Source organism: Oleiphilus sp. HI0117 (assembly GCF_001635235.1).
In genome coordinates, this window is the sequence record NZ_LWGA01000842.1 from 1 (window position 1) to 24,497 (window position 24,497).

The 24,497-nt window shown below is 44.1% G+C and carries 21 protein-coding genes; 8 read left to right on the forward strand and 13 right to left on the reverse strand.

Annotated elements, in window-relative coordinates:
* Positions 1–134 (forward strand): cytochrome c oxidase subunit 3 (locus A3757_RS25235; protein ID WP_197470055.1); only part of this gene is annotated, 134 nt, incomplete at its 5' end.
* Between the two features lie 82 nt (positions 135–216).
* Here the strand turns inward: A3757_RS25235 and A3757_RS14280 are convergent.
* The 5 genes from A3757_RS14280 to A3757_RS14300 all read right to left on the reverse strand — a co-directional run bounded on the left by A3757_RS14280 (position 217) and on the right by A3757_RS14300 (position 6,869).
* The gene (locus tag A3757_RS14280) at positions 217–1,425 is read right to left on the reverse strand and encodes a hypothetical protein (RefSeq protein WP_068515583.1); all 1,209 of its coding nucleotides are present in this window, start codon (positions 1,423–1,425) and stop codon (positions 217–219) included.
* A 271-nt stretch (positions 1,426–1,696) separates the two neighbouring features.
* The gene (locus A3757_RS14285; protein ID WP_068553388.1) at positions 1,697–3,058 is read right to left on the reverse strand and encodes a DUF1329 domain-containing protein; all 1,362 of its coding nucleotides are present in this window, start codon (positions 3,056–3,058) and stop codon (positions 1,697–1,699) included.
* A gap of 34 nt (positions 3,059–3,092) precedes the next feature.
* A complete protein-coding gene (locus tag A3757_RS14290) occupies positions 3,093–4,943 on the reverse strand; it encodes a DUF1302 domain-containing protein (RefSeq protein WP_068553387.1) in 1,851 nt (616 codons plus the stop codon).
* A 328-nt stretch (positions 4,944–5,271) separates the two neighbouring features.
* A complete protein-coding gene (locus tag A3757_RS14295; protein WP_068553007.1) occupies positions 5,272–6,426 on the reverse strand; it encodes an MFS transporter in 1,155 nt (384 codons plus the stop codon).
* 80 nt (positions 6,427–6,506) lie between these two features.
* On the reverse strand, positions 6,507–6,869 hold the full coding sequence (locus A3757_RS14300) for a hypothetical protein (protein WP_068553008.1): 363 nt from the start codon (positions 6,867–6,869) through the stop codon (positions 6,507–6,509).
* Between the two features lie 420 nt (positions 6,870–7,289).
* Between A3757_RS14300 and A3757_RS14305 the strand changes: the two genes are divergently transcribed.
* The 4 genes from A3757_RS14305 to A3757_RS14320 all read left to right on the forward strand — a co-directional run bounded on the left by A3757_RS14305 (position 7,290) and on the right by A3757_RS14320 (position 10,867).
* A complete protein-coding gene (locus tag A3757_RS14305; protein ID WP_068515599.1) occupies positions 7,290–7,628 on the forward strand; it encodes a P-II family nitrogen regulator in 339 nt (112 codons plus the stop codon).
* Between the two features lie 56 nt (positions 7,629–7,684).
* On the forward strand, positions 7,685–8,971 hold the full coding sequence (locus A3757_RS14310) for an ammonium transporter (RefSeq protein WP_068515602.1): 1,287 nt from the start codon (positions 7,685–7,687) through the stop codon (positions 8,969–8,971).
* Positions 8,972–9,111: 140 nt separating this feature from the next.
* On the forward strand, positions 9,112–9,480 hold the full coding sequence (locus A3757_RS14315; RefSeq protein ID WP_068515605.1) for a cytochrome c5 family protein: 369 nt from the start codon (positions 9,112–9,114) through the stop codon (positions 9,478–9,480).
* A gap of 10 nt (positions 9,481–9,490) precedes the next feature.
* Positions 9,491–10,867, forward strand: coding sequence for a D-arabinono-1,4-lactone oxidase (locus A3757_RS14320; RefSeq protein ID WP_068515609.1), 1,377 nt, complete (start codon positions 9,491–9,493; stop codon positions 10,865–10,867).
* 25 nt (positions 10,868–10,892) lie between these two features.
* Here A3757_RS14320 and A3757_RS14325 read toward each other — a convergent pair whose 3' ends face one another.
* From A3757_RS14325 to A3757_RS14355, 7 genes are all read right to left on the reverse strand, one after another.
* A complete protein-coding gene (locus A3757_RS14325; protein ID WP_068553009.1) occupies positions 10,893–13,688 on the reverse strand; it encodes a hybrid sensor histidine kinase/response regulator in 2,796 nt (931 codons plus the stop codon).
* 147 nt (positions 13,689–13,835) lie between these two features.
* Positions 13,836–14,393 (reverse strand): hypothetical protein, encoded by a 558-nt coding sequence (locus A3757_RS14330; protein WP_068513115.1) that lies wholly within the window; start codon positions 14,391–14,393, stop codon positions 13,836–13,838.
* A gap of 157 nt (positions 14,394–14,550) precedes the next feature.
* Positions 14,551–16,581: a M48 family metallopeptidase gene (locus A3757_RS14335; RefSeq protein WP_068513117.1), complete on the reverse strand. Its 2,031-nt coding sequence runs from the start codon at positions 16,579–16,581 to the stop codon at positions 14,551–14,553.
* A gap of 3 nt (positions 16,582–16,584) precedes the next feature.
* Positions 16,585–17,181: a LemA family protein gene (locus A3757_RS14340; protein ID WP_156490282.1), complete on the reverse strand. Its 597-nt coding sequence runs from the start codon at positions 17,179–17,181 to the stop codon at positions 16,585–16,587.
* A gap of 112 nt (positions 17,182–17,293) precedes the next feature.
* The gene (locus A3757_RS14345) at positions 17,294–18,418 is read right to left on the reverse strand and encodes a phosphoserine transaminase (RefSeq protein ID WP_231872048.1); all 1,125 of its coding nucleotides are present in this window, start codon (positions 18,416–18,418) and stop codon (positions 17,294–17,296) included.
* 194 nt (positions 18,419–18,612) lie between these two features.
* A complete protein-coding gene (locus tag A3757_RS14350) occupies positions 18,613–19,191 on the reverse strand; it encodes a DUF1456 family protein (protein ID WP_068513119.1) in 579 nt (192 codons plus the stop codon).
* A 118-nt stretch (positions 19,192–19,309) separates the two neighbouring features.
* Positions 19,310–20,212, reverse strand: coding sequence for an FHA domain-containing protein (locus A3757_RS14355; RefSeq protein WP_156490280.1), 903 nt, complete (start codon positions 20,210–20,212; stop codon positions 19,310–19,312).
* 336 nt (positions 20,213–20,548) lie between these two features.
* On the opposite strand from A3757_RS14355, the gene A3757_RS14360 reads away from it, so the two are divergent.
* A complete protein-coding gene (locus A3757_RS14360) occupies positions 20,549–20,923 on the forward strand; it encodes a hypothetical protein (protein ID WP_156490281.1) in 375 nt (124 codons plus the stop codon).
* 30 nt (positions 20,924–20,953) lie between these two features.
* Here the strand turns inward: A3757_RS14360 and A3757_RS14365 are convergent, their stop codons facing one another.
* Positions 20,954–21,937, reverse strand: a complete 984-nt coding sequence (locus tag A3757_RS14365) for a homoserine kinase (protein ID WP_068513130.1) — start codon at positions 21,935–21,937, stop codon at positions 20,954–20,956.
* Positions 21,938–22,211: 274 nt separating this feature from the next.
* Here A3757_RS14365 and sufB point away from each other — a divergent pair, with 274 nt between their 5' ends.
* Both sufB and sufC read left to right on the forward strand, forming a co-directional pair.
* Positions 22,212–23,660, forward strand: coding sequence for a Fe-S cluster assembly protein SufB (gene sufB, locus A3757_RS14370; RefSeq protein ID WP_068513132.1), 1,449 nt, complete (start codon positions 22,212–22,214; stop codon positions 23,658–23,660).
* A gap of 75 nt (positions 23,661–23,735) precedes the next feature.
* Positions 23,736–24,491: a Fe-S cluster assembly ATPase SufC gene (sufC, locus tag A3757_RS14375; RefSeq protein ID WP_068513135.1), complete on the forward strand. Its 756-nt coding sequence runs from the start codon at positions 23,736–23,738 to the stop codon at positions 24,489–24,491.
* Positions 24,492–24,497 lie beyond the last annotated feature (6 nt).

The following is a 24,497-nucleotide window of genomic DNA, read 5'->3' on the forward strand; positions in this document are numbered from 1 at the left end:
TTGCTATTCTAGTAAGAAGCTTGAAGGGGCACTTCAGCTCAGATAAGCACTTCGCATTTGAAGCCGTTGCATGGTACTGGCACTTCGTTGATGTCGTCTGGTTAGGCCTTTACTTCTTTGTTTATTGGTTATAAGCCTATCAAGACATAAAAATGCCAGCTTAGTTGCTGGCTTTTTTATGTCTTGAATAAATAGATGCTCAGTTTTTCTAGCCAGCTAGGGCGTTGTCCCTGACTTTAAGGGCCGAACATTTCCAGCCTTATTCCCCTCTTCACACAAAGCCTTCCCCACTTCGATCCCCGCGACCTCCTCTGGTGCGCACATTTTAAGAATGGCAGACAGGTCATCATCCATATGAGAGAAGTGCTCGAAGATATCGTAGACATTGTTTTTTCCTGTTTCCAAGCGCTCCAAGAGAATCTTTTCCTGTTCATCAGTGAGCAACAAGGTTTGCATCGATTGCTCGAAGGAGTCAGCCAGCTGATTGACAACACCAGCAATCTGGACTGTCATATCACGATATTGAGAGCCTAGGTTCTCTATACCACTCTCCATACGCCGTATCAGCGTTTCTTGAGATTGATGCTCTAGATAAATATCGGCCTGCATATCCAAAGCCTCTATTTTTGCATCGGTTCCTTGTAGAAGCGCAAAAATATTATCTTTAATCTGACCATACTTCTCGGGATCATCAAGTGGCATATTTTTAATGAGAATCGACACACGGTTGTAATTGATCACAGTACGGTTGCCAAAATCATAAAAGCGACCGGCATCTTTCAACTCACTTAACAAGCGAGACTCCATTGTTCGTTCCATGCCGTTTGCTTCCATGTTTTTAACCTTGTATTTACCTCGCATTTGCAGGCTACAACTAATCCCATAGTGATTAAGGCTTTGGAACAATAACTGACCTAGCTGATCAAAGTTCTGACATTGATAGCTGTCCAGTAAAAACTGGATATTGGCACCCAGATCTCCGGTGCTAGCCATAGCCGCCATTGCAACATCTGAAGCGGCTCTAAGTTGGTCTTTAAGCTGTTTGTTAGCAATCGCATTGAAAATTGTGCTCTGAATACGTGTCACCATGTCATCATGACTAAGCTCTGTGGACATACAATCATCAGCACCTAGCTCACACGCTAGAAGTCGCTGATCAAGCTCCATATTGCGGCTAAGCACAATAACCGACATAGACTCAAGTTCTAGTGGGCATTCGCTCTTAATTTTGTCTAAAAAAGCTAAATGGGAGTTATTGCCGGGCATATCATCTATCAAAAGCAATTGATTATCGCTATATGCAGCGTGTGTCAATAAGCTTTCATAGGTCTGGCAATGCGTTAACTTGAAGTCTAACTGAAGGGAACGAATTGAATCACTGATAGTTGATGTATTGTATACAATGACGCCATACTTTTTTGACACGGTTGTCTCCTATATCCGAGGCACTAGTTACCTAAAAAATACAACTTACTGCTCCAATTCACGCCTTACGTCAAATCCCTTTCGGCGCACCTTGAAACAGGTAGATACAGCTCAACTCATTTAAGTTTAATAAGTATTTAGGTTTTATGGGTAATCTTCTTTCATAAATATAGGAAGCTTTTTCAGGTTTTACAAAGAAAAGCTTCAGAATTCTGACAAAAAAAAACCGACTACTTAGTAGTCGGTTTTGAATCAATCAATTAGCTAAACTTTAACGCTTACCTGAACGACGCAATGCCGCAGGCGTGAAGTCCTTACTCTTAAAGCTCTTTGAGTAGTCATAGCGAATAGGAATCTCATTAGCTAAACCACCTACAATATATCGACCAGACAACAAGTCGTGCAACGATTCTGCTGTTGTAATATGAGCTTTCACATCATAAAAGAACTTGTTATGAGCCTCACCAAAACGCCATAGCTCTCCACGACCATCATAATGATCTGCAACTAGGATTGCCCAAGAGTCCTCATCAATATAGAAAGTACGCTTTGAATATACATGACGCTGCCCTGCTTTAAGGGTACCGGTAACTTTCCACACCCGGTGCAGCTCGTATCGCATCACTTCTTGATCTAGGTGACCTGCTTTGATGATATCGTCATACTTGATACTCTTATCATCCATCGCATAGGAATTATAAGGAACGTATAGCTCCTGCTTTCCTTCTAGAGCCCAGTCATATCGATCCATCGCGCCATTGTACATATCGAAGTTATCGGTAGTACGCAAACCATCCGCCGCGGTTCCTGGTCCATCATATGCAACCTGAGGAGCTCGACGAACACGTCGCTGACCAGCGTTATATACCCACGCTCTACGTGGTTCTTTAACTTGGTCAATTGTTTCGTGGATAAGTAGAACGTTACCCGCCAAACGAGCCGGTGAAGCTACGCGCTGCTTAAAATACCAAAAGACGTTTTTATCTCCATTCTTTGCAGCATCCGTCAATTCCAATCGCTCAGAATAATGTTCTACGAAACGAATTGGTGAGAAGTCTCCTGATTCAGTAGGTGTAACCTGTACGTAGTCACGAACAAAGCTTCCCCCTCTTGAACGCATAATATGGTTCCAAACAACTTCTTTAGCATTCTTTGGAATTGGGAAAGGAATTGCACCTTTATAGCCTTGCACGCCATTCCCGTCATCAACCATTTCAGCATTAGTCGCATTATGCTTGAAATACTCACCGAATTTATCAATATAACCAACTGAACGATGAGTAGGATACACCTTCATTTTATAAGTAGAGTATCGCTCCAGGGTCTTCTTCTGACCATCAGACAACTTATCTGCATACTGAGCCATATTGTCTTTAGTAATCGTGAACAAGACCTGATCCGAAGCAAAAGGATCCGGATAAGGTTCACCCACCTTATAATCAGCAGGTGCTTCTACACCACCCGTCCACTCAGGAATTGTTCCATCTGCATTCCCTGCTTTTTCTGCACCAATTGGCGTTAATTCATTCCCTAATTTCGCCGCTTCTTCTGGTGATACTTTTGCCATGACATTTGCCGCACTAAAGCTTGCAGCAACAACACCAATGGCACACAAAGTTTTTATCATTTTCATTTAGACTACCTCGTTAAACCAAGCCAATGGGTTATTAGAATGAGTACGAAACACTAAGCGCAAGACTATCTCGGTCGGAGATTGTGTTATGAACCCCTCCACCGAAGTAATTGGTATACGCCAAGGTTGCACTGTACTGGTTTAAGTAATCTGCTCTGACTGACAAGCCAAGAGATTTACGCCCCTCGATAAAGTTAGCACCAGGACCTGGCGCATAACCTTTCACATCATGACTCCAAGCGACCTGTGGCGTCATATTCACACCGGCAAAAACATCGTTATATTGTAATGAGGTTCTCATACGGTAACCCCAAGAGAAGCCAGTAACATAACCCTCATCATCGCATGGACCTGTATAGGTTGGGTTTGAGCTGGCCAGAACGCCTTGACAAGTTAGCTCACCCACGAGATCGTCAGTCAGTTGACCATAACCTAACTGATCAGTCCGACCATAGCGGATTTCATCAGTATCAGGTAAGTTATGAACATATGTAGCACCCACCTCACCAACAAAGGCTAGACGGCTCGCACCCCAAATTTGATCAACAAACTTAATGGCGGTCATCTGAATCTGCGATACATCATAAGCGTCATAACCCGCTTGGACACTTCCATATAAAGGCGCTAATTCATCCGAAGTTATCGTTCCATCGCCGTTACTGTCAGTTGCTCTACTAGTAACGATAGGCGATACAACGTTACCTCTCGTTGCAAGCACTAAGTCTGGAGAGTTGAACTGCAAAGGCATATCATGCTTGAAGCTATACTCACCACCTAATGAAATACCACCAGGCCCAGTCGTGTTAAAGCTGAGACCTACCATTTGAATCTGTTCAGGGTACTGAATTTGATACTCAGCAGTCGAAAACTGTTCATCACTATCTATCGCACCGTCGCTATCAACGTCGGTACCGACTCTACCACCAACAATTGGTAAGCGACTATGGTATTGCAAGAAGTAGAAACCAAACTCTGTTTCATTCAAATCTGCAGCAAACCAGCGTAAAGCAATACCAAACTGATCAGTATCATCGGGCTTGTCATCATACATTCTCTGCAAGCCGGTTTGTCCACCCTGGTTCCACTCTTCAGTCATGAAGTTAGCACCCCAAACAGGGCCGCAACCATCGGCTACATAATCATTTGTAGAGAAGTAGGTTCCGCAATCATCAATTCGCGAAGGCTCATACTCTAGCTGAATAAACGCTTCAATCGTAATATCATCCGTTAAGCCCAGTGAACCGTATAGCATGTTCACTGGAATCAGCGCTTCTTTAATTTCTGCTCCCGGTGCTCGAATAGCACCAATATCTACTGGGTTAATAACGTTAATACCGTTAAAGATAAAGGTACTTTCACCCCAGCTGACTACCTGCTTACCTAAACGAAGGTTAAGAGGTGTATCGCCAAACCAGAAATCTTTCCAGATATACGCATCCATGATTTCTCCGCCAGACGCGTTCGCTTGACCATTCTTACTTAATTGACGTTGATAACCATTGGCATCCGTAGCTCTGTCGCCATCTTTTAGCTCAAAGTCATACCAATACTTTGCACGAGCAAATACACCCCAGTCTTCATAAGTGGCTAAAAAGTCACTGGTACCCTTGACGATCTGCGAATAGGCATCACCCTTATCGAAATTAAGGTTACCGTCATCAGTATTGATAGAGAAACCTGACCCGTCATTACCTGTTCCGATCAGACGGTCGTCTCTACCTTCTACTCTCCAACTCGAGCCAGCACTAATATTAGTATCAAAACTTGCTTCTATATCGCCCATATAAAATTGAAAGGCGCTAGCAGGTGCTGACAATGTGGCCGCGACTGCCGCTGCTAAAGGCAGCTTTGCAAACTTATGCAACCGCTGTGTTTTTTTCGTCATCGAACGCTACTCCGTTACTTTGAGATTATTAATCTTTAGGCTCAGTTCAAGTGATTTTTCTTGTTTGGTGAAACCAATAAAGCCTAAGATCAAATCGATGTTGTACTACATGACAAGCTAAGCCCCAACAGAACCTTGTTAGCCATGTTGTTTTTCTAGATCCGCCGCTCTGAATAATTTCGGAGAGCTGCAAATACACTTAAAACAAAGCATAGACGCAAATTCTTCATTCCACCAACTTATAGGGAATTTTTTTTTCGACACCGATTCCAAGTAATTGGCAAAACAATCAGCGCGTATAAAAACAAGAGATATAACTGACTAAAACTTAGCTAAAATGACTAGTTTTAAATCTGAGAGAGTAAACAAAAAATACGGCGGCGAGCGCAACAAGACCACTAATAATAAAGGTCCAGTAATAGCCATATTCAGATACGACTACGCCACTAAAATAAGCACCTGCCGCACCGCCCGCACCGAAACCCAAACTACTATAAAGTGCCTGCGCCCGCCCCTGGTGCCTGAGTTTGAATCGCTGATGAACAAATTTGATCGCTGTCGCATGCATCGCTCCAAAAGAAAATGCATGAATACATTGTACGATAACAATTACCATCCAGTATTCTGCAAGCAGCCCTGTTACGACCCACCTGAAAGCAGTTAGTATCAAGGAAATAGCCATAATCAAACGTATCGAGTGCATGGCAAACCAGCGATGCATATAAATGAAGAGAAGCACTTCAGCAATAACACCTAAACTCCATAGCGCCCCAACCTGCGCAGTGCTATAACCCAAAGATTCCATGTAGATACTAAAATAAGTGTAGTAAGCGCCGTGAGAAACCTGCAATAAAAAGCAGACGATAAAGAATTGCTGAATATCACGTCGCTTTAAATACACCATAAAGCCATGGCTAGCTTCATCATGGCTTTGCGTTCTTTTCGGTTCCTCAAAATGAACTAAGCTGCTAACAAAAATCAACGCGATCACACAGAGCAAACTTATAGGAAAATATGCAATCCCCCAAATATCAAATACTATACCGAATCCCATAACACTAAAGATAAACCCGACTGAACCCCATAGCCGTATCCGCCCATACAACTCTTTCTTACTACCCAGATTAAAAAGCGTTACGACCTCTATCTGTGGCAAGACCGCATTCCAGAAGAAACTAAACAACACGATGACTAGTGCGTAAGCCTGAAATGTGCTGGCAAAGAAAAAGCCGCTATAACAGACAAGTGTCATTAGCGTCCCAAAACGAACCAGAAAGACATTGTTACTAAAACGATCAGACAATGCGCCCCACAGTAAGGGAGCAAGCACCTTCGTTATCATCAATAAGGAAAGCAGCTGGGAGATTTCTAATAAGCTGAAGCCCTTACTATCGAGATATAGCCCCAAGTAAGGCGCCATGACACCTAGCAAGGCAAAATAGGTGAAATATAAAAATGATAGCTTCAGATATAAAACTGGCATTAAAAGCCCTGGCAAGCGAATCGAAAGCCAATAGAAGTCAGACTATTGATACGCAAAACTTCGTTGATCACACCCAAGCATCATAAGCCTAGGTAATTTGCTATTTCATAGAGATCTGGCCGCCCCTCTTCAAAGCCAAAATAGCAAACGGCTTCAGAACTCTCAGACTTAGCATCGTACTCAGAAACAACAAATTCGCACTGGTATTTTTTAGCAAGATCATATAAAAAATTTAGCGGTTCTTTTAGTTTAAATTTGGATTTCACCCGTAATGCAACACCAAGCTTCCAGTCCTCTAGACATTCTTCAGGTCGAAAATCCAACAAACTAATAGAAGTCTTATTATTGAGCCAAGCACTTAGTTCAGCGAGTAGATCTTGAGAAATTTCTTCAATATCAATATCTGAATAGGATGAGCTATCTATATAGATGTGAATATCCATTACCCGCGAATACCTTCTGTTGTGAATACTAAACCCTATTATGTACGATAGAATTAAATTACTCTAAATAAAAAGTGCACTAATATCTCGACCAAGCTCACGTCAAACATTGCGACTCAAAAAACTCAAACCCAGAAATAATAATGCACGCTTTTAGTGCTGATCATTGTTTTTAGCGCTACGTTAGTGCACACATACAAGCAATATACGATAAATTCAAGAATTTCCTCTCCTGCTATTGAAATCCAATTTCAATTTAATTAATTTTGCACTGCCTTATAACAGTGCAATTTTGAAAATTAATTTTTGCACCAAAAGAACTCCGGCGCCATACGAAAAACAATATAAAAACGATAAATATCGCTTAGGCAAGAACTAATTACGCCATTTATTAAGCGACTCAGACATACAGGGCTACATATGAAATTAATTACGGCAATCATTAAACCTTTCAAACTAGATGACGTCAGATCAGCACTCACCGAATTAGGGCATCACGGCATGACTATCGAAGAAGTTAAAGGCTTTGGTCGTCAAAAAGGCCACACAGAGCTCTACCGTGGTGCCGAATACGTGATCGATTTCATTCCAAAACTAAAACTACAAATTGCCGTTGCAGAAGACGCTGTAGACCAAGCCATTGAAGCCATTATTTCAGCAGCAAACACTGGAAAAATCGGCGACGGTAAGATCTTTGTCAGCCCTATGGAACAAACCATTCGCATCCGCACAGGCGAGACCGGCAACGACGCCCTCTAAACAGAATCGAATTAAAAACAAACTCTTTACTCTTTTTAAAAATCAGGAGCTCTCTCATGAACAAACTCTTCCTGCTAGCTGCATCACTGCTAGCACCGTCTTTGGCTTTTGCTGAAGATGCGCTTAACGGCGCAAATACCGCCTGGATCCTTACCTCTACAGCCTTGGTATTGTTTATGACCCTACCAGGCCTAGCATTGTTTTATGGCGGCTTGGTTCGAAGCAAAAACGTTCTATCGGTGCTAATGCAGTGCTTTGCGATTGCAGGTATTTCTTCATTATTATGGTTCATCGTAGGCTACAGCCTGGCGTTTACGGAAGGCAACAACTTTATCGGTGACTTCAGCAAAGTTATGCTATCTGGCGTAACTCGTGAGTCTTTAGCGGGCGACATTCCAGAATCCTTATTCATGCTATTTCAAATGACCTTCGCAGTCATTACACCCGCACTAATTGTGGGTGGTTTCGCAGAGCGTATGCGTTTTTCTGCAATGGTTCTTTTCAGCGCAATCTGGTTATTAGCTGTCTACGTACCTATTACTCACTGGGTCTGGGGCGGCGGCTGGTTAGCTGATATGGGTCTATACGACTTCGCGGGCGGTACGGTAGTTCACATTACTGCAGGTGTTGCAGCGCTGGTTGCAGCGATTGTGATCGGCCCTCGAAAAGGCTTCCCAACAACAGCGATGCCTCCTCATAACATGACAATGACTGTAACAGGCGCAGGTATGCTTTGGGTTGGCTGGTTCGGCTTTAACGGTGGTAGTGCTTTGGCCGCTGACGGTAATGCAGCGATGGCAATGCTTTCCACACATATTTCTGCTGCAGCGGGTACGCTTACCTGGTTAGCTATCGAGTGGAAAAAGTTCGGTAAGCCAAGCGCTCTGGGTGGCGTAACAGGTATGGTCGCAGGCCTGGGTACCATTACTCCTGCTTCTGGTTTTGTTGGCCCTGGTGGCGCATTATTAATCGGTATTATGGCGAGCATAACATGCTTTTACGCAGTTCAGTACGTAAAACGCGTGTTGAAAATTGATGATTCATTAGATGTATTCCCGGTTCACGGCGTTGGCGGCATTATCGGTACTTTGTTTGCTGGTATCTTCTCTGCAACAAGCCTTGGCGTTTTCAGTGGTTACGGTTTTGCAGACGGAATCGAGTCAATGGCTGGCCAGCTTAGCGTTCAAGCTGTTGGCGTAATTTCTACCATCGTTTATACAGCGGTTGTTACCTGGATCATTCTTAAACTCGTCGCAATCTTTACACCTTTACGCACGACAGATGAAGAAGAAGTCCAAGGCCTTGATGTCGTTGACCATGAAGAAACTGGCTACAATCTCTAAAGGCCCAAACGGCATTTGATCACACTTTAATCAAAGCCAAACACAAAACATGAATATTATTCATGTTTTGTGTTATCCTCCTTTTCTATGGCCTAGCATGAGCACTCTCCATGCCTGAGCAAATATAACAGGAGGCAAGCATGACCCATCTCAAGATCACCTTTCTAGTATTATTATTCCTAAGCATCAATATGACTGCTTGCAGCAGTGACTCGCCCGAGGGTTTTAAAAACATCTCATGGTCAGCCCAGTCGTTGCCTAAGGACTTACAGCGTATTTATCAGCAGAGCTGTAAAAATTGCCACGCAAATTCTGGCACTGGAGCGCCACTCACGGGGGACTCCAAGACCTGGAATAAGATTCTCGAAAACGGGATTGACGCCAGCGTTGAAAAAGCTATCAACGGCTCCGGTGGTATGCCGCCAGGTGGTCAGTGCTTTGAGTGCACTCCTGATCATTTCGTAAAGCTTATTCGTTATATGAGTAAGCCCCTTGAACAACAGTTATAAGGATGCGGCCATGAATAGACGTAGCTTACTAAAGTCACTTATCGCCACTACGCTTACCAGCTCTCTTCCACTGAGTAGCATGCTGGCAATCAATGCCCAGGCTTCTACAAGCACAAAAAGCTTCCCTTGGAAAAACTGGTCTGGCAATCAAAAATGCGTTCCGAGCGAACGCTTAGCGCCCGCCTCTATTGCTGAGCTGCAAACTCTGATTCGGCAAAAGCAACCCGGCATCCGGGCCTTGGGCAGCGGCCACTCCTTCTCTGCATTGGTTCCTACTAATGACATACTGCTTTCTACCCGGCGACTATCCGGTTTAAAAAGCATTGATAAAGAAAAGCAGCAAGCCACTTTCTATTCCGGAACTTTACTTAGTGAGTGCGGCCCTATACTCAACGAAAACCATCAAGCGCTAATTAATATGCCAGATATTGACCAGCAAACCCTTGCTGGCGCCATCAGCACCGCAACGCATGGCACAGGCATGTCATTAGGAAGCCTATCGAGCTATGTCATAGGCCTTGAAATGGTTAGCCCACAAGGTGATCTTGTTCAATGTTCTAATGAGCACAATCCCGAGCTATTTAGGGCAGCTCAGGTTGGCCTGGGAAGCCTCGGTATCATCACCTCAATCACGATGCAAAACCAGGCGCCATTTAACCTTATACGCGAAGCACAATGGATGAGTTTTGAAGACGTCACTGAGCAAGCCCATAAACTTGCCAAGGACAACCGGAACTTTGAATTCTTCTATTTCCCCTTCACCGGCATGGCGCTCACTGACACCTTAAATATCACCAATGAGCCCCCCTCATCGTCAGAGGAAATTGATGGTAACAGCGGCATTATGGACCTTAAAGCCGCCAGAGACTACTTGGGCTGGTCGAGTCAACTGCGCGAGTTGATTATCGGCACCTATATGAAGACCCTTGAAACACATACAAATATTGACCATTCCTACGCTATTTACGCCAATGATAGAAACGTCCGCTTTAATGAAATGGAATATCATCTTCCCGTAGAAGAAGGAATCAAAGCCTTAGGTGAAGTAAGAGACACCATTGAAAAACACTTTAGTGAAGCATTCTTTCCTATTGAGTGTCGCTTCATTAAAGGTGAAGAAGCCTGGTTAAGCCCCTTTTATCAACGTGACTCCATATCCATCGCAGTGCATCGTTATTTTGAAGAAGATTACCAACCGATGTTTAAAGCAATTGAGCCAATTTTTCGAAAGTATGGAGGACGACCTCACTGGGGCAAGCTTAATACATTTAGCCGCGAAGAGTTCAAGAAAAGCTACCCAAAATGGAATGATTTTATTGAGCTAAGACGCAGCTTTGACCCAGAAAGCAAATTCCTGAATACCTACCTGAAAGACACCATCGCTTAAGGTCTAGCTAGCGCCGGGAAAGAGCCTATTCAGGCTCTTTCCAAGCCATCAGCATCTCACGGGTTTTAGGGTAAACATCCATAAATTCTTGATGCATAGGTAATATGTTTTCGATAGGCTGCCCGTCTTTGCAAGCTATCTCAATTTTCTTTGCTGCCTCAGCGAGCGCCAAGGCACTCAAATTGGCAGCAACGCCCTTTAGAGCATGCGCGCTATTTCCTGCCGCTTCCAGATCGCCTTTATCGATATCTGATTGCAGAGTATCAACATACTGCGGCATATCACTCAAAAACGAAGCTATCATAACTTTCAGGATTTTGGACTTCCCCATTACCCTGCGTAATACATCACTTTCATCCCAAATCTGCAACTCAACCCCCTTCGTTTCATCTGGTACTGCCTCTTCAACTATTGCAGAAGCCTCTTCACTTAAATCACAACTTTCGCTCACTTTTACAATTTCACCTACTTGGGCTGCCTTCTGATCAACACCCGCCACAAGGTGAAAATAGAGCTTTCTTTCCAAAACCTCAGTATCGATAGGCTTGGATAAATAATCATTCATTCCTGCTTCAAGGCAGCGTTCCTTATCGCCCTTCATTGCATTCGCTGTCATCGCCATAATAGTGATATCTTTATAACGAATTCCAGCCGCACCACCTCTTATTTCTCGTGTTGCTTCATAGCCATCCATACCTGGCATCTGACAATCCATAAGAATCAGGCTATACGGCAAATTGTCTGGCGAATTTTGCAAAGCAACCAACCCACTATCGGCCAAATCAGCACTGAGCTTCAATATATCCAGCAATGCTAAAGCAACCATTTGATTGACATGGTTGTCTTCGACCAAAAGAATACGGGTATTATCCGGCCACTGGTAGCCACCTGGTAGGCTATCCTGATTCTGATGAATACCGCCATGCTTCAAGCCACGATCATGATCACCCGCCTCTTGCCCACCCTTACACACACTCTCTTCTGAGAAAATAATATTAAGAGAGTCGAACAAATCTAAGGTCGTGGTTGGTTTTGGAAAATAGGCACGACAACCCAAGTCTGAAAAAAACTGTGAGTCGCCCCGGTTCTGCAAGGATGTCATCATCACTAGGTTTGTCTCAGACAAACCCTCTTCCTCTCTAAGCCTTTTCGCCAGTTCAACACCATCTATACGCGGCATATCCATATCAATAAATATAGCTTTATACCGAATAGTTTCACTATCCTGAGCAGCCTTGGTCAACATATCCATGGCGTCGCTAGCTGAATCAGCCTGCGCTACATTTGCTCCCCATACTGTTAGCTGACGCGTCAAAAACTCCCGATGACTGGTATTATCATCAACAATCAGGATATCAGCCCCCTTGATATCGACATCGGGGCTAACCGTTTGAGATTGTTCACTTGTTTCAAGCAAAAGGTTAAATCTGAAACAACTCCCCTTACCCGCCTCGCTTTTAACAGAGATGCCGCCTCCCATCATTTCGCATAACTGCTTAACAATCGCCAGCCCTAGACCACTGCCACCATACCTTCTGGTCGTTGAGGCATCGACTTGAGTGAATGAGTCGAACAACTCCGCTATTTTATCTTTTGGAATACCTATACCGGTATCGGATACTGAACAATTTAGGCGAAGGAGGTCTCGACCATCTGCAGAGAGCTCAGGAGTTAGCGACACTTTCACATAGATCTCGCCTTCGTGAGTGAATTTAATCGCATTACCCACCAGGTTTGATAGAATTTGCCTAATTCTTCCGGGGTCCCCTTTTACCAGGCTATGTTCAACATCAACAACGTCAATAATCAATTCAACATCGTCTTCACAAGGGCGATGACCGATGGCTTCAGAAAATTCGCCAATCATTGAGCGCAAGTTAAACTCTAGAACTTCAATATCCAACTTGCCGGCTTCGATCTTGGAAAAGTCCAGAATATCATTGATCACAGCGAGCAAAGAATGAGCACTCGATCGAGCTAAGGTCACTTGATGATGCTGCTCTTTATTAAGCTCACTATTAATTAGCAGCCCCAACATACCTAAGACACCATTCATTGGTGTACGTATTTCATGGCTCATGCTGGCTAAAAACTCGCTTTTGGCTCTAACAGCAGACTCGGCCTCATCCCGGGCAACGATAAGCTCTTTAGTCTTCTGCTCTAATGCTGCCAATGCATACTTAGATTCTTGATCACTCGCCTCTAAAGCCTTTTCATGCATTTGCCTCATTACCAGCATATGATTGAACGCTTCAGCCAAGCGTCCTATTTCATCATTGCTATCAATCTCGACTCGCTGATCCATCTCTCCTGCCGCAACAGCCATTGTTGCTTCTACAAGCTTTGTAATGGGCCTAGAAACTCGTCGTGCCTGCCACAAAGCCAAGACAATACTAAGCAGCCCGGTCAGTATGACAAATACCGTTACTATCTGTTTTAGCCAATACGCCGAAGCCAAAGCTTCTTTCTTATCTACCTCGCTGATCAAACTCCACTCAATATTAAATATGCGTACCGAGTGATGAATACCAATTACCTCTTCACCATTCGGCCCCACATATTCGAAAGCCTCTTCATAGTCATGCTCCAAGTCATGAGTTTGGAATTCTGAAGTTTTTTTACACCTATAAGCTTTTGATACAACGCCTTCTTCAGCACCTACTGCATGCTCCTTTCGCCACTTTTCGAATTGTTCAGTTGCGATAGTTCGCTCCAGAATCTCTGACTGATCATCGATACTGGTTCTAAGCAAGCCGTCGGCACCGACTAGATAATGTGAAGCATTAATTTTCGCCAAATCTCGTGACAGCAGGTTTATCAATTGCTCTAATCTAATTTGAATAGCAAAAGAACCGATAACTGCGCCGTCACCCGAAAAGATCGGTGCCGCAATAAAACCATCTGGGCGCCCCTTAGATGGCGCATAGCGTTCGATATCTGAAAAAAGCGTTTTCTTCTGTTTGAGTGTTTACTGCACAAGCCACGAAAACTTTGTCTGGGCATAGCGCCCGTCGAAAAGATTGGTACCAAAGTCATCTTCATGCTCAATGGTATACAGAATATTGCCTTGATTATCGATTAAGAATATATCGTAAACATAGGGATAAGCAGCGCCTATCGCAACAATACTGTCTTCCTGGCCTTTTACCCGTGCCTGCCAGTCTGAGCTGTGCACGTAAGTGAATAAATCAGTATTGCTGTGCTCGTAACCCTCTCGAAGTGAAATCAGTAGGTCTTTGTGGGTCGGCACTCCTGCCTGTAAGGTGACATCGGTAAAACGATAGTTGAACCAGCTTCGAATGAAGCGCTCATTAAGGTCAGCGGCCTGAACCAACTCATCAACAGCTGCTTGTCGCAAGCTTGAATAAGCTTGATAATAGCTCATAGAGGCGATCAAGATCATTGGCACGATTGCCAGAACTAAAAACCAGAAAGTCAGCTTGAAGCTAAGAGATTTTCCGAAGCTCTTGGCTACCGGCTCAGACACCTCATTACCAATCAGAATATTAGCCTCACCTTCAGGCACGACGAACCTCACATGTTGAACAGTGAGTTTTGTTATTTTTATTCTTTGCGTACATCAAGACTCTCTAGCAGGTGAAACTTTTAGAAGGCCTTGATTATTTATAGTTCAGGTCACGCAGTATTGCGAGCCACCCAAGCTCTATAATAGGTGCTTGTGACTAACTCTCTACACCACCAAAGGGGCAATCCATCACGGCGGCAACACCTTTTATCAAGTAACTCTGCTTTGCCGTGACAACTGCATCGGATTTGGCAGCCGCGAGCAAACCTTTCAATAACCGTGGTTTTAACAATGGGTAGGCCAAGCCCAAGTCATGCACTGCTCGAGTAAACCTTGCTGATTGGCAGTCACTTATTGGTAGCAAGGTAATCCCGGCAACGCTTGCAGCCTCACAACCTTCTTTGAAGGCTTGCTGATAAGTTGCTTGCTCACGTTCCAAGCCATAATAGACAATACGGGACAGCACAACTTGGTAAAGAGAAGCAATTTTCTTAATGTCTTTATATTTTGGTTTTTCTGGACGCGACAAGCCAAAATATCGATCACAATGCTGCTTAAGGAGCTGGAAAATCAGCCACTCAAAAACATCAATTTTTCCATCAGCATGAATTAGTTCCAGAAACAAAGAACGATAATGACGATATTGCACTAAAGACATCAGCTTTAATGCGGGTATGCTTAGTTCAACAATCTCCAAGCGCTGCTCGGAGTTTAGCTCAGCTAAAGGCTTGATCATGTCAGCAACTGAATCTGCAAGATCACCACCAATCTTTTGAGGTGAACCTTTTTGGCTTGAACTAACGATCTTAAGCTGTTTTTTGACGACAGCTTCCTGCTCATCAAGCAAGACAGCACACATTAAGGCAGGCGCTTCACTGGGTTCGTGAGCTTTACCAACAAGCAAATCATAAGCTGACTTGAAAACACCATCCTGACTAAATGCCGGCTCAAACTCTATCGGTTTATGCTCTACAGGTTTTGCAGATTCAGCTTTTTGCTCGCCTATTGTTGGTTCTACTACTTGCTCACTCCCAGCAAAAGACGATACAGTTTCACCACTACCGGATAAAACACTTGCTTCCCGCTCTAGTGAAGAAGGCTTCATAAAACGGCCGCTCCACCGTGGCATAACTCTGCGAATCCGTTCTTCTAATGGCGGGTGCGTAGCAAAAAACTGGGTGAAGTAGCGCCTAGGAGATCCGATGCGAGAAAAGAACAAGTGGCTCACTTCATGAGCGCCATGATGCACAACTTGTGACTGGGCAGTGGCACCACCAATCAAACTCAAGGCCTCACCAATACCATTGGGGTTTCGGGTAAACTGCACTGCAGAGGCGTCGGCCAAAAACTCTCTCTGACGGCTTACAGCAGACTTTATGATCATGCCAAATAACTGGCCAATCGAGCCAAGTAGCCATAGGCACAAACCAAATGCAAACAGGCCCGCAACCACGCCGCCATTATTTCGGCCATGACCATAGCTACGATAGCGACGCCCTCGTTGACTCGTCATACGCATCACCATATGACCACTTTCACTAATCATTAGAATGCCATGCAAGACAACCAGTAACTTCATGTTCAGGCGCATATCGCCATTAAGAACATGGCTAAATTCGTGAGCAATAACTCCCTGCAGCTGATCTCGGTTAAAAGTATCCAAACAACCTTGTGTGACGCCAATAACGGCATCCTCAACCGACAAACCGGCGGCAAAGGCATTAATACCTGGTTCTTTTTCAAGCAAATAAACTTGTGGCACTGGGATACCCGCGGCCAAAGCAATCTCCTCGACAACATTTAGTAAGCGCTTTTCCTGAGCCTGGCTTGAGTTTGTCAGAACAGGTCGACCGCCCAAAGCTTCAGCGACAACCCTTCCTCCGTCTCGCAAAGAGAGCCATTTGAACAGCATAGCCATCGCCAAGACGCCTACGACGAGAAGCGTCGTCCAGGTAAATTTTTTCCAACCTAGTGCGGTGATCAGGTTTTCGCACCACTGAAAAATGTTCCCGCCTGCATCAGCAATCGGATTCACTCCATCCAGTGCATACTCTGGGTTACTGTATAAAACGAAAAACGCGACACAGAGGTTTGTAAGCAAAACCAATAAGACGACAGCAATGGTAAACAATGCCAACAACCATAAGGTTTGTTTCCTGGCATCATCTTGCGCTTTATAGAAGTTCATTGTCTAGAATGAAACTTTGGGAGCCGATTGAATTTGTGCCGAGTCTTCAAACTCTAGAAGCGTCGCGTCTTCTCTGTGACCAAAGCTGGTAGCAAAAAGGTTTTGAGGGAAGCTTTGACGATATTGATTATATTCAGTAACTGAATCATTAAAGGACTGACGCGCAAAGGACACACGATTCTCGGTGCTAGTCAGCTCTTCAGAAAGCTGGCTCATGTTATCACTAGCCTTCAGTTCCGGATAAGCCTCTACAGCCACATTTAGACTTCCTAAAGCACTTTGTAATAAACCTTCACTTTTAGCAAGTTCCTGCAACGCTCCCGCACTAGAAGGATTAGCGGATGCTGCTTTAAGGCCTGCCAGAGCTTGATTACGAGCCGATATAACCGCTTCCAGCGTTTCACGCTCATGTGTTAGATAAGCCTTAGCCGTCTCGACTAGATTAGGAATCAAGTCATAACGACGCTTAAGCTGAACTTCAATTTGAGAGAAAGAGTTTTGATAGCGATTTTTTAAAGCTACCAAGGTATTGAAAATACGAATGATATAAAAAATCGCAAAAATGATAATGAAGGCTGTTACTAAACTGCTGATATCCATATTTAATCCCGTCACTTGGCGCACCAGTTACAGTGCAATATTCAATTGATCGAGATATCCCTATAAGCAAAAACAGTATAGGCGCATTAAGCGCCTAGCTCCTATCTTTTACTTAAGCTTGCGAGCTATGATAGGCCCACTCAAGCCAAGGCATAAGCGCGTCAACGTCGCTGCTCTCGATCGTACCTGCACACCAGATTCGTAGGCCATCAGGAGCATCGCGATATGAGCCTATATCGTAGGCTACACCTTCCTGCTCTAGCAATGCGACCATCTTCTTCAGTGCGTCTTTTTCTAAGTCTAGCACCAAACAAACACTTGTATTGGAACGAGTACTTTTATTTTCAGCCAAAAAGTGAATCCAATCATGCGCATCAACAAAACGCTCAACAGCAGCCAAATTCTCTTCTGAGCGCTTGATCAAAGCAGGTACCCCGCCCAAGCCATCAACCCAGGATAAAGCATCTAAATAATCGGCAACACAAAGCATTGACGGAGTATTAATAGTTGAACCTTTAAAAATACCTTCAACCAACTTCCCTGCCTTGGTCATACGGAATAATTTGGGCATTGGCCAAGGTGGCGTATAGCTTTCCAAGCGCTCGACAGCTCGAGGGCTAAGTATCAGCATGCCGTGAGCACCTTCACCGCCAAGTACTTTCTGCCAGCTAAATGTGATTACGTCCAGTTTTTCCCAGGGCATATCCATGGCAAACACTGCCGAGGTTGCATCACAAATCGTCAAACCTTCACGATCGTCAGCTATCCAGTTGGCGTCTTCAACTTTGACACCCGAAGTCGTGCCATTCCAGGTAAATACAATATCGTGAGAAGAAGAAGCTTGAGAAAAATCAGGGAGTTTACCGTAGTCCGCTTCGTAGAGAGAAACATCATCCAACTTCAGCTGTTTTGTAATGTCGGTTATCCAGCCTTTACCGAAGGATTCCCACGCAAAAACATCGACAGGACGAGCACCGAGCATCGACCACATCGCCATTTCCATTGCTCCGGTATCAGAACCCGGTACTACACCCACTCGATAACCTTCAGGCAAACCCAATAAACGCGCCGTTTCAGTACAGCATGCTTCCAATGCTGTCTTACCAATCTTGGCGCGATGAGATCGACCTAAGGTATCTAATTGGAGCTGGTTAACGTCATAACCAGGCCTTTTACTACAAGGCCCTGATGAAAAGTTTGGGTTATTTGGTTTAATGCTTGGTTTTTGAATTGGCACAGCGCTGATCTCTGACTAAATAGATTAGAAAAATTTGCGCTATCCTATCATTTTTAGGGCTGTTAGGGTAAAGGCTTGACGTAGATTGTTATTTTTTAATCATCGCTTTTACTGTATTAATGACCGCGGCCTTAAAACACTACAACCCTGTATTTTTCGTTCAAGAGGTAGCGCGATATCCACCAGTCAATAAGTCACTTACCCGCTTTTGATTTATTCCAAATAGCACTGTTCACATTTCGGTCGCTTTCGCTGTTTGAGTCTTCCTTACTATGGACGGGAGATGCAGGAACCGCAGTCTCATCAGCATCTGTGCTATCACGGTATTTTCGCTGCATGCCCTGAATAAACTTGCGCAGCATTTGATCTTGCAGCTCACGATAATGTTTGTGGCCTACTTTACGAAAGAATGCGCTCAACTCGGATTTGCTGACACGATAGCCACCTAATGCCATTAGCTCACAAATATCATCGTCTCGAAGGTTCAGCGCAATCTTCAGCTTACGCAAAATAATATTATTATTTAAACGACTTTCGGGCAAAGCTTGAGGACCATCTTTCTTGCCACGCAACTTATTAATCATACCATTGAGAAAACTGGCAAACTTTTTATCTGGACAGTTAACGAAGTCTGGATCATCGTCTTTCTTTAGCCATTGACTTATGTGCTCTCGAGTTACAGCGCATTCTGCACTGGCCCACAGCGCAATCATTTGTCGATCATTATATTCAAAGGTATAGCGCAAGCGGCGAAGGATATAGTTATTGGTCAAAACAGTCTCGCAAGTTATTGCCCCTATCTTCTCGGGGCCGTAAATTATTACAACAGGCTAACATATTTTCGTGCAGACAATCCCTTCAGCATCAAATCCAATCGCGTTAGCTTCAGCACTATATTGTTCGATTAGAAAACTTTGTTAGAAACTCACTGCTTTTAGGGTGACTACTCTTTATATGAACACCTACAATAAAGCCATCAGGTGTAATAAGTGAATGCCTTACCGTTCCTAGCGCTGTAATATCGTAACGACGACCTTTATAGAATGCATTGATATCAACTTTAACCAAAGCCCGCTCTTGAATGCTTACCGGTGAGGTCAACGCAATCCCTGCTTCACTCAGATCTTTCGTTGTACACTGGATCGTCTGCTGACTTTTTAAGGTCACAAGCACCGGCCAGCGAACCTCCCTACGCGAATGCAAGCGCCTGTTTGAATCATCCCACTGCCCTTGTATAAAAACTTTTTCATCACCCTGAACTCGCGGCTTAGATAAGGCATTTTGACTTTGAAGTGATTCTTCAGTTTGTGCCTCAACACTCTCCCTTTCATGCGCTTTCACATTCTCATGAGATGATTCCTCCATAACCTGCACTTTAGGCTTATTGTTTCTTTTAGTGGCAGGTGGAGCGTTAAGCACATTGCGCCCCGCAAACTCCTTGTCATGAAGCCCTAAGGCCTCATCAACATTCATCACGACAGTTAACATTTCATCATCCGAAGACTTATGCTCCGAATCTATTAAAATAAAATCAAATTGAGCAAAATGAATAACCGTGTTGTGAGTCAATAATACCTCACTATTAATACGCTGCTTGTTTACAAAAGTACCATTAGTAGACTGAAGGTCTCTCAAAAATAAGCGACCGTCTTTGCTTATTATCTCGGCATGTTCACGAGAAATACCAGAGCGCAGAACAACCATATCAATTGACTTATTTCTGCCAATAACAAAGGGAAACTTAGTGATGGGTATTTTCTTGACCGCCCCAGTTTCGTCCAAACTTCCTTTCAAGTGCCAAAGTGCCAAAGTGCCATAAAATAAACTCAGTATTAATCGACATAAAACTTCTTCAGTATAAGAGCCATGCTGAAAAACACATAACTGAGCACCAAAGTTATTGGTAATAAAAGTCCATTACCGCTACCCACCCTTTGATCGCTATCGTCAGTTTAATAATGCGCATGAATCCAGGAACTATTTAAACCCAAGAAGCTCAGCCAAATGACGCTAGTTAAGCATTCTGCTACAATCTAAAGTACTAACTACTTAAATATAGGGGACCTCACTTTGCGCCAAATCAGCTTATTAATCTGCTGCATATCACTCATTACTTTTAGCAGCCTAAGTTTGGCCAAGCCTCTCGCCAGCAAAGATAAGATCAATAAAGTCAGTGACTACTTTATGAGCCAAGTCGTTCAAGCGGAATATGACAGCGCTTATTCGCTTATGTCTGCTTATATTGGCGTCAGTCCTGAGCAGTTTGAGGAACGTGGCAAAAAGATCTCCCACGATATGAAGATGCTTGAAGCACGTCAGGGCAAGCCGCTTTCCTTTGCACTTTTGAAGCAAGAGTCGGTCGGGGAGCATTTCTATAAAATAAGCTATTTGCTGAAGTACCCTTCAGCCGCCTTAGTTTGGGAACTAAATTACTACCAGCCTCAAGAAGGTTGGAACCTGGTTGATATTAGTTTCAACACCAACATTAATGCTTTGTTTGAGTAGGATATACGGTAAAGAAATTAGCTATTTTACTTATAGCGCTTGCGCTCGAAGTAAAATAGCCTTCATTTCATCCGGGTTTTTGGCGGTATCACCCTCTACAGAATGTTGCTGATAACCTGGCAGATAGTAACTAACCAAACGGCTAATCCAGAACCTTAAGGCGCCAAGCTCAAGACACCTGGGCCAAACCTCTCGTTCCCTGTCAGTCCAGGGTCGATGCGACTGATAAGCCTGAGTTATTGCTCTCAGCAAGCCCTCATCATAATCTCCTTTCGATGCATTCCACGCCCAATCATTCGCCATCACCGCCAAGTCAAATAACAAGGTAGCCTGACAGGCATGATAGAAATCAATGACCCCTGAAACCTCATCCCGCCGAAACAAGACATTGTCACGAAATAAGTCGCCATGAACGATACCCTGAGGGCAGTCTTGGGTGGCACTTCCATATTCATTGCTATATCTGAATATTGACTGCTCTAGTAAGTCAAAGTCTTCTTCTGGCATAGCACTCTGTTGCAAAAGCGCCTTCTGCGCCAACATCCAATCGCTATCTCGCGCTAAAGGGCGACTTCTTGGAAAGTCCCTTAAAGCCAGGTGCATACTTGCCAGATATTCAGCCATCGCCTCACACTGTGTAACCTTGGGTTTGCCCACTGCCTTACCAGACAAGCATTGAACGATCATTCCAGGCTTTTGCTCAAGTTCGAAAATTGCTTCGCCTTGCTTAGTCAATACTGGCGCAGGAACTTTAAAACCTTCTCGGGCCAGGTGCGTCGTCAGCTCATTGAAAAAGGGTAAAGTGTTTTTTTCCATGCTCTCGAAAAGAGTAAGAACATACCTCACGGCGCCTTTATCCGCTTCTTCGCCCCCGCTTTTTGGGTAGGTATCTAGAAAATAATTGGTATTCTCAATACCAGCGCTAATCTCGCTAAAGCCAACAAGCTCACCTAAGTCATATGACTCGAGAAGCTTGTCTATTTGTGAACGAGTCAATTGAGTGTAAACAGCCATCTATTCCTTCCTTACCGAATATATACCTATCTTAGCCTAAGCAATGTATTTTAATTGTACTAAATCTGATTTTTTTGGAAAAAAAAGCTACAATACGCGCCCTCTGGAAGTTTATCGAAGTTGACCGTTTTTACTATTTTTTGTTCAGGTGGCATCAAAATACCTGACTAAATTACTTGGTTATTATATAATTCGCTAAATTCTATGACACCAGCTTGATAAAAAACCTGTTTTATCAAACGGATATATCTTATTTTTGGGAGAGCTTAAAAGCATGTCTGACTCCGATAAGGCCGTAAAAGACCTGATTAAACGAGAGTATGAGCATGGGTTTGTGACCGATATTGAGTCAGAAACCTTTGAACCCGGATTAAACGAGGATGTCATTCGTCGTATTTCGGCAAAAAAGAATGAGCCTGAGTGGTTACTAGAGTGGCGTTTGAAAGCTTATCAAAGCTGGCTGGATATGGAACAACCCGAATGGCAGCAGGTAAACTTCCCGGAAATCGACTTTAACGACATCGCTTATTTTTCCGCTCCCAAAAACCCGGACGATGCGCCGCAAAGTTTGGATGAAGTCGACCCTAAACTGCTCGAAACTTACGAGAAACTGGGCATACCATTACATGAGCGTGCTCGTTTGGCAGGTGTTGCAGTTGATGCTGTTTTCGACAGTGTCTCTATCGGTACTACCTTCAAAGAGAAGCTTACGGAAGCTGGCGTTATCTTCTGCCCTATTTCTGAAGCAGTTCACGAATACCCCGAGCTAGTCAAAAAGTATTTAGGAAGTGTTGTCCCCCAACGTGACAATTATTACTCGGCACTTAACTCTGCCGTATTCAGTGACGGCTCCTTTGTATATATCCCGAAAGGCGTTCGCTGCCCACTTGAACTATCCACTTATTTCCGTATCAATGAAGCAAACACCGGGCAGTTCGAACGAACATTGATCGTTGCCGATGAAGGCAGCCATGTCAGCTATCTTGAAGGCTGTACCGCACCGATGCGTGACGAGAACCAGCTTCATGCAGCCGTTGTGGAACTCGTCATTCTTGATGACGCCGAGATCAAATACTCAACGGTTCAAAACTGGTACCCAGGTGATGAAAATGGTCAGGGTGGTATCTACAACTTTGTGACCAAGCGCGCGTCTTGTATCGGTAAAAACTCCAAGGTTAGCTGGACTCAGGTTGAGACCGGCTCAGCAATTACCTGGAAGTATCCAAGCTGTATTTTGCGAGGTGATAACAGTGTTGGTGAATTCTACTCTGTGGCACTGACCAATAACTTCCAGCAAGCTGACACCGGAACAAAAATGATTCACTTGGGTAAAAACACCTCAAGCACTATCATTTCTAAAGGTATTTCAGCCGGTAAGAGTGACAGCAGCTATCGCGGTTTGGTTCGTATTGGCCCTGGCGCCGAGAACGCTCGAAACTATACTCAGTGTGACTCGCTATTGATTGGTGATAAGTGTGGCGCTCACACTTTCCCTTACATCGAAAGTAAGAATAAATCAGCAGTCGTTGAACACGAAGCCACCACATCGAAAGTTAGTGATGACCAGCTGTTCTTGTGTCAGCAACGTGGCATTGATGCGGAACATGCAGTATCAATGATCGTTAACGGATTTTGTAAAGAAGTATTTAAAGAGCTACCGATGGAATTTGCTGTCGAAGCAACAAAACTATTAGAAGTCAGCCTTGAAGGCTCCGTCGGTTAATAAGACTCTAAATCAATTAAAATACAATGGCCCCTGCCCTGGCGGGGATGACCAAAAGCATTAAAGAGAGAGACAATGCTAAAGATCGAAAATTTACATGCCAATGTTGAAGGCAAACAAATCCTGAAAGGCTTAAACCTTGAAGTGAAGGCAGGCGAAGTTCACGCGATTATGGGGCCAAACGGCTCGGGTAAAAGTACTTTATCGCAAGTGCTTGCAGGCAATGAAGCTTATGAAGTAACAGACGGCAGTATCGACTTCGAAAGCAAAGATTTGCTAGACATGTCAACTGAAGACAGAGCACGTGAAGGTGTCTTTCTAGCTTTCCAATATCCGGTTGAGATTCCTGGCGTTAGCAACCTGCAATTTATGAAAACTGCGATCAATAATATTCGCCAGCACCGCGGTCTGGACGAAATGAACGCGGCTGAATTCATGAAGCAAGCCAAAGCAAAGATTCAGCAAGTTAACCTAGACCCATCTTTCTTGAAGCGTGGTGTCAATGAAGGTTTCTCTGGCGGTGAAAAGAAGCGTAATGAAATCATGCAAATGCTAATGCTTGAACCATCACTCGCGATTCTTGACGAAACCGACTCCGGACTAGACATCGACGCACTTAAAGTGGTTGCTGACGGCGTTAATGCTCTGCGCTCACCAGAGCGTGCAGTAGTCATGGTCACTCACTACCAGCGTTTACTTGATTATATCGTTCCTGACTACGTTCACGTTCTTGCTAACGGCCAGATTATTAAGTCTGGTGGTAAGGAACTCGCGCTTGAGCTTGAAGAAAAGGGCTACGGCTGGTTAGGCATCGAAGAAGACAAAGCTTAGGGACAC

Bases quoted from the DNA above. Each gene is read 5' to 3' on its own strand.
- A3757_RS14285 (WP_068553388.1), bottom strand. From the start codon at position 3,058: ATGAAAATGATAAAAACTTTGTGTGCCATTGGTGTTGTTGCTGCAAGC.
- A3757_RS14290 (WP_068553387.1), bottom strand. From the start codon at position 4,943: ATGACGAAAAAAACACAGCGGTTGCATAAGTTTGCAAAGCTGCCTTTA.
- A3757_RS14295 (WP_068553007.1), bottom strand. From the start codon at position 6,426: ATGCCAGTTTTATATCTGAAGCTATCATTTTTATATTTCACCTATTTT.
- A3757_RS14300 (WP_068553008.1), bottom strand. From the start codon at position 6,869: ATGGATATTCACATCTATATAGATAGCTCATCCTATTCAGATATTGAT.
- A3757_RS14305 (WP_068515599.1), top strand. From the start codon at position 7,290: ATGAAATTAATTACGGCAATCATTAAACCTTTCAAACTAGATGACGTC.
- A3757_RS14310 (WP_068515602.1), top strand. From the start codon at position 7,685: ATGAACAAACTCTTCCTGCTAGCTGCATCACTGCTAGCACCGTCTTTG.
- A3757_RS14315 (WP_068515605.1), top strand. From the start codon at position 9,112: ATGACCCATCTCAAGATCACCTTTCTAGTATTATTATTCCTAAGCATC.
- A3757_RS14320 (WP_068515609.1), top strand. From the start codon at position 9,491: ATGAATAGACGTAGCTTACTAAAGTCACTTATCGCCACTACGCTTACC.
- A3757_RS14335 (WP_068513117.1), bottom strand. From the start codon at position 16,581: ATGAACTTCTATAAAGCGCAAGATGATGCCAGGAAACAAACCTTATGG.
- A3757_RS14340 (WP_156490282.1), bottom strand. From the start codon at position 17,181: ATGGATATCAGCAGTTTAGTAACAGCCTTCATTATCATTTTTGCGATT.
- A3757_RS14365 (WP_068513130.1), bottom strand. From the start codon at position 21,937: ATGGCTGTTTACACTCAATTGACTCGTTCACAAATAGACAAGCTTCTC.
- sufB (WP_068513132.1), top strand. From the start codon at position 22,212: ATGTCTGACTCCGATAAGGCCGTAAAAGACCTGATTAAACGAGAGTAT.
- sufC (WP_068513135.1), top strand. From the start codon at position 23,736: ATGCTAAAGATCGAAAATTTACATGCCAATGTTGAAGGCAAACAAATC.